A 5,891-nucleotide genomic window follows, 5' to 3' on the forward strand; every position below is an offset into this window, starting at 1 on the left:
TCGAAGTAGTCGTTGGCGCCGTCACCGTTGGCAGAGATACCCTTCTGGATCGTGCAGCTCGTGGTCGTGGCCACGAAAGGCTCATCGCCGCTGCAGCCCGAGACGCTCACCGTGAGCGTATAGGTGCCCGCCCCGGAGACCGTGGCCGCCGCGGTGTCACCGCCCGAGACGATCGTACCGTTGGAACTCGTCCACGAGTAGACCGCAGTGGCAGGGTCGAAAGATCCCGCAACCGGCTCCGACGTCAGCACGTAGGCGTTGCCCTGGCAGCCGCCGGTGATCGTGAACTGGGGATCAGGAGAAATAGTGATGTTGAAATCAGATTGCGCCGGACAGTTTCCATTTCCATCATCGGCGTATACATACATCAAAGTTGTTTGAGTAATGATATCACCCGCGATGTATGGCGTTCCCGTGCCGTTCGGACCTGTGAAATAGTTTCCTGAAGACAACGGTTCAAGTTCGAAGCCGCTATCGCAGGCCGTCGCGTCATCCAATTCAGGAACCGTAAAGCCAGGCAATACAGTAACCGTAAATGATGGATTCGTGGCCGCTACGCAATTCGGTGTCGTACCTGTCTCGGCGTACACGTAAACTGTGTAAGTTCCAGGCGTATCGAACGTAAGGTCAGTGATCAGGCCAACTCCATTCGGATCAGTGTAATAATTACCTATGGTAAGCGTCGGAAGCGTGACACTGCTACATTCCTGAAGGTTTTGGAAAGATCCAAGTACAGGCGTATCGTTTATCGTTACCTCAAATTGATTTGTCGGTCCTGAACAAGTTCCGTTATTGGAACACACGTAGATGATCTGCGTATCTGAAATGGTTGCTCCTACAGCAAGTGCAATTCCTGTACAATTCGGACCTGTCCAATACTGGTTATCGCTGTTTACAAATGCAGGCAAGACGTAGCTGTCGCAAGCCGTAACATCGGCAGGCGCATCAGTTATCGGCGTAGGTGTGATTGTTACGATAGTTGTTCCCGTCGCAGTACATCCCGCATTGTTCACAGTGACGACATATGTACCGCCAGCTGTAACCGTAATGGTTTGGGTTGTTGCGAAAGGCGCTCCTCCGTCAAGTGTCCAGCTATACGTTACCGCAGCAGGATCGAAATTTCCTGGAGTTACGGTAATCGTTCCAGTATCGCCCGAACACATCGCGAAATCAGGCGTAACCGTGAATTGCGGAGCCAAATCCTGAACGGTAAGCGTAAGTGTTACAACACCAAAACAACCCGCTTCGTTTTCTACGTGAGCGTAAACTACTTGCGTGTTAGGCGTTGTATTCGTGTAATTATTAGGTAGAGGCGTGCCTACTCCTGTAGTCGCTTCTTCCATCGTCGCGTAATACGTTATCGTGTAATCGGCAGGGTTCATGGAACCAAGGATTTCAGCGTTGGCATCGCTCAATACGAATTCCGCGAACTGCAAATTGCTACATTCCACCAAGTTGGCAGGCGTGTTCGGCAAGATTGGCGGATAGTACTCGATCGTAACCGTATCGGTCGCGCTACACGTAGAATTCTGGAACGTAGCCGTAACGGTGTAATCTCCAGGCTCGGTAACCACGATAGATGGAGTCGTCTCAGGAAGAACGTCGTCTCCATGCATCCAAACGAATGTATAATCGACAGCATCCAAACCGCTTGAAAGCGTGTAGGCAACACCGTCGCAAAGCGCAGTTCCATCGGCTTCAAGGAAATCGGCTCCCAATTCGATGTTTCCGAAGTTGAAACTTCCTTTCTTGAGGAATACGGCCGAGTCGAACGCGTTGTCCAATCTGTCGGCGATTACCAACTTAATATGATAGTTATGACCCGGAATTACAGTTGAAGTCGCCGTAAGCGGAACCGTTACCCCGTTAAAGTTGATCGGTGCCGCGAGCGGATCGATACCTTCAGGCAATTCGTAATACTCGTCGAAATATTGTGGGTTTTGCGAATTACAACCTGCATTATAAGCTTGATCCCTGATCGTAACGACCGATACCGGAATCGTCGTACTCGGCAACACCGCTAAGTTCGTCGGCGGCGTCGCATCGGTAAGGTCGGTGAGCAAGAACGCGAATGAATCCGAGTAAGAACATTGGAATGTTCCGTATTCCTCAGATGCGAAGATAAAGTCGAAACTGATTGTCGGAGTGATCGGCACGAAGTCGAATTCCATAATTGTCGCGTTGTTCGATTCCATCGGAACTCCCGTAGCGTCAAAAATGATGTCTTCCAAATCCGTATCACCAGGCCATCCTGCAAAAGGACCGTCGCTAAGAACGACGTCGTTCGGGCCGGGAGCGTTCAGAATATTTCCGGTACTCATGATCACACCTTCCTCAAATGGGAAAGTCGAACCGTTTTTGTTGAAATATCCGATTCCGTTCACCGAACCGAAATTCGTTCCCGTAATCGTCGTGATATTTTCTACCGTAGCACAATTTGTATTGATCAATACGTTCGTGATGAGTTCCTGAGTCGTGAAATCAGTTTCGCTCGTGCTGATCGGCGGTGGAATAGTGCCGACGCAAACATCAAACGATGAAGTCTGGTTACCAGTTGACGTCCAAGTGTAAACTCGGATGTAATAAACCTGCCCAACAGTCAAGCCGTTGAGGATCGTTTGGTTGCCATCAGTACATTCGACGAGCGTCAATCCGTCACAGCCTCCTGTGTAGATCGCATGTGTGAGGAATGTTGTCGAACCGGTAATGTTAAGCAACGATACATAATGAGATGTGTTTGTTGCTGTGAACATAAACCAAACGTCGTCATCGGCAGTTCCGACGCATTGCGTTGGTAGAGCCGAGCCAGTCGCGCCTATTAGCGTTCCCGCAACGGTCTGCCCACATTGAGCGTCCGGATTTACAGGTACGTTGATCGCAGTGGCACATTCGTCATTTGCGATATCGGTGTTGAAACTAGCCGGGTTCGACCAGTCGCTGATGTCGGTGCTGCTACAAACCGCACGCACATAAGCTACCAATTGCGCGCCCGATGGAAGCGGACCGTATTCGAATGGGTGAGCGTTTGCCGTCTGCCATCCAGGAGTAGATGCCGTAGGAACATCAGAACCTTGAGGCAATACTAGAACCTGCCATTGTGTTGCCGAACCGACTTCGGTCCATTCAACTGAAGCCGTAGTCTCGGTCGCGTCAAGTATCTCGACACCCCAAGGGCGCGGACAAGTTGGCGGCGGGTTACACGTTACGTTCGCAAGCCATCCGGCCTGGTTGACCGACGTATCGCTGCTGAACCAGAACGTCAAACAGCCATCAGGGCTTGACGACGTGAACGGGCCAGGAATCGTACTTCCCCAAAAACCTCCAGGCAATTGCGCAGGAACGTTTCCTGCCGGGTTATTGGTCGCGATTTGCGGCGCGTCGGTATTGGCACCATCGAACACATAAAGCGCATCCCAGTTTGTTTCTGTTTGGAATTGTGTAAACGTCACCGTAACGATATAATCAGGATTTGCATCCTCAGGACAAATAGTCACGATAGAGTTCGAACTGTTCGGATAGTTGGCAGGACCGCCTTCATCGACGAAGTTACCACCACAAACCGGTGGCGCAACTTGAGTTGTGACGTCTTTTGGACCGGCTGGTGCGCTGGCATCGGTGGGTGAACAAACTGCAATGACATAAATATCGTAACAAGTGGCCGAATCAAGACCTTCAAGCAAAATACTGTTCGTAGTTGCCAAAGTAAAATCCGGTGTGGTTACTGTCGGAGCTGGTGAGTTACACGGAACCGCATAAACCTGCCATGACGTTTCAGTTCCCACAGGAGTCCAGGAAACATTGACCGCGTCATCAGTCGGCGTACCAACTGTCAGCGCAGTAACTTTAGGACATGTCGGCGGCGGACCGCAAGTAACGTTTGCAACCCATCCAGGCAGATTGACTGACCCGTCGCTACTGAATAGGAATGTAAGACATCCGTCAGCGTTCGTAGCTTCAAACGGACCAGGGATAGTATTACCCCAATATGATCCCGGTTCCCCGAACGGTACGTTGTTCGCTGGGTTTTCACTCGCAATCATCGGCGCATTCGTGGAGTTTCCATCGAATACATATAAACCATCCCAGTTCGTCTCGGTGCTGAACGTCGTAAACGTTACCGTGACGATATAATCTGGATTGGCTGCGTCAGGACAAATCGTAACGATCGAGTTTGAGTTGTTCGGATAGTTTTGTGTCAATCCGCCTTCATCGACATAGTTTCCACCACATTCCGGCGGCGTAACTTGCGTACAGAATGTTTCGACGACACTCCAAGTACTGGTGTCGGTGTCCGAACAATGTGCGCGGACATAAAAGTCGAAACAAGTTGCCGATGGAAGGTTCGGATACACGAACGGCGAACCACCCGTTGCCGGAATTCCCACGCTGCCTGCCGTTGGAGCAGCAGCATTTTCAGGCAAGGCGATTATTTCGAAAGTTGCACCCGGAGGCCCGGCGTAATCCCAGCTCAACGTCACCGACTCATCGGTTGCGACGGTTGCTGTCAATCCGGTTGGTTTCGGGCAAGTTGGCGGCGGTCCGCAGGTTACGTTGGCAGCCCATCCGTCAAACTGGAAGACACCGTCACTGAAGAATTGGAAGGTAAGGCATCCGTCTGCGCTCGATGCTTCAAACGGGCCAGGTATTTCGTTACCCCAATAAGCTCCCGGCGTATCGAGGTCACCATTGAATCCCGATTCATTCTCGCTTGGTATAAGTGGAGCGTTGACAGAATTTCCATCATAAACATACATGCCGTCCCATCCGGTTTCAGTGTTGAAAGCCGTGAAGGTTACCGTAACGATATCGTCAGGGTTCGCATCGTCGGGACAAATAGTGATGACCGAAGCCGAATCGGCAGGATAATCATCATCGATTCCTCCGTCATCTACATAATTTCCACCACATTCGGGCGGTAAGGCTTGCGTACAGAATTCAAAAGGCCCGACCCATTCGCCCGTGGAAAATTCACAGACCGATCGGACATAAAACTTATAACAAGTCAAAGGTGTAAACGCGCCAATTACCGTTCCCTGTGTAGTTGCGGTAACAGTTGTCGTAGCGGTTCCCGTTACCGAGAAAGGCGTTCCCGCAGTCGGGTTGAATGTGTCGGCCGTCGGCAAAACATGGACTTCCCATGCGTTTCCGCCCAATCCGTCCCAAGTAAGGGTCGCATCGGTAGCTGTAGAAGTTGCAGAAAGCGTTTCGATGTCGGCATCCTGGCAAGCCTCGATAAATCGGACATCGTCGATAAGCCAACGCTCACCGTTGATACCGCCGGTAGGCTGCGTGTAAATCTTTACGAACGCGATATAAATAGTAGATCCTGTCAAAGCAGGATCGAGGTCGATGACTTTCTCACCGTATTGGTCAAATGGAATCGTGAGCGCATCATCGTTCCAGGTTTGAAGCAATGTCGTATAACTCGCGGGGTTTGTCGGATCGGACGTTCCCGGTGCGATTCGGACTTCAAAAACCGTGAAGTTATTTCCCGCTACGGTCGTTCTGGTGTTGAATCGAAGTTGTGGATTCGCCGGAACTTCTGACACCGTAGAGACGAGGTAATCAATCGAGGTTTGGTTGGCTCCGATGTTCTGGCGGTTGATGAACGCGGCATTTGGAGCCGTGTTCGCCGGAAATGATGTGGCCGGAACGTTTAGACTCCAATTGATGGTCCCAATGCCGTTGTCAAAGATACGCCAGGTTCCGCTGGGGAGCGGCCAAGTACCATCGCCTGGTGGAGCCACTACTGCGGGATCGTCGAAATTCTCCACAAAGCCTTGTGAAAAACCAGACAAACCTACGAGCAACATTACAAGCAATAATGTAATTTTTTTCATGTAGTTGAAATTTGGTTGTTAATAAAAAATTAGTAGTTTGAACCTCAAATT

1 protein-coding gene is annotated in these 5,891 nt (G+C 50.7%); it reads right to left on the minus strand.

The window, feature by feature from the left end; translation table 11 throughout:
* Positions 1-5,840, minus strand: a 5,840-nt coding sequence (locus EOO50_RS17420) for a choice-of-anchor L domain-containing protein (protein WP_290841561.1), incomplete at its 3' end; no start/stop codon positions are given.
* Positions 5,841-5,891 lie beyond the last annotated feature (51 nt).

Source organism: Flavobacterium sp. (genome assembly GCF_004211145.1).
GTDB lineage: Bacteria > Bacteroidota > Bacteroidia > Flavobacteriales > Flavobacteriaceae > Flavobacterium.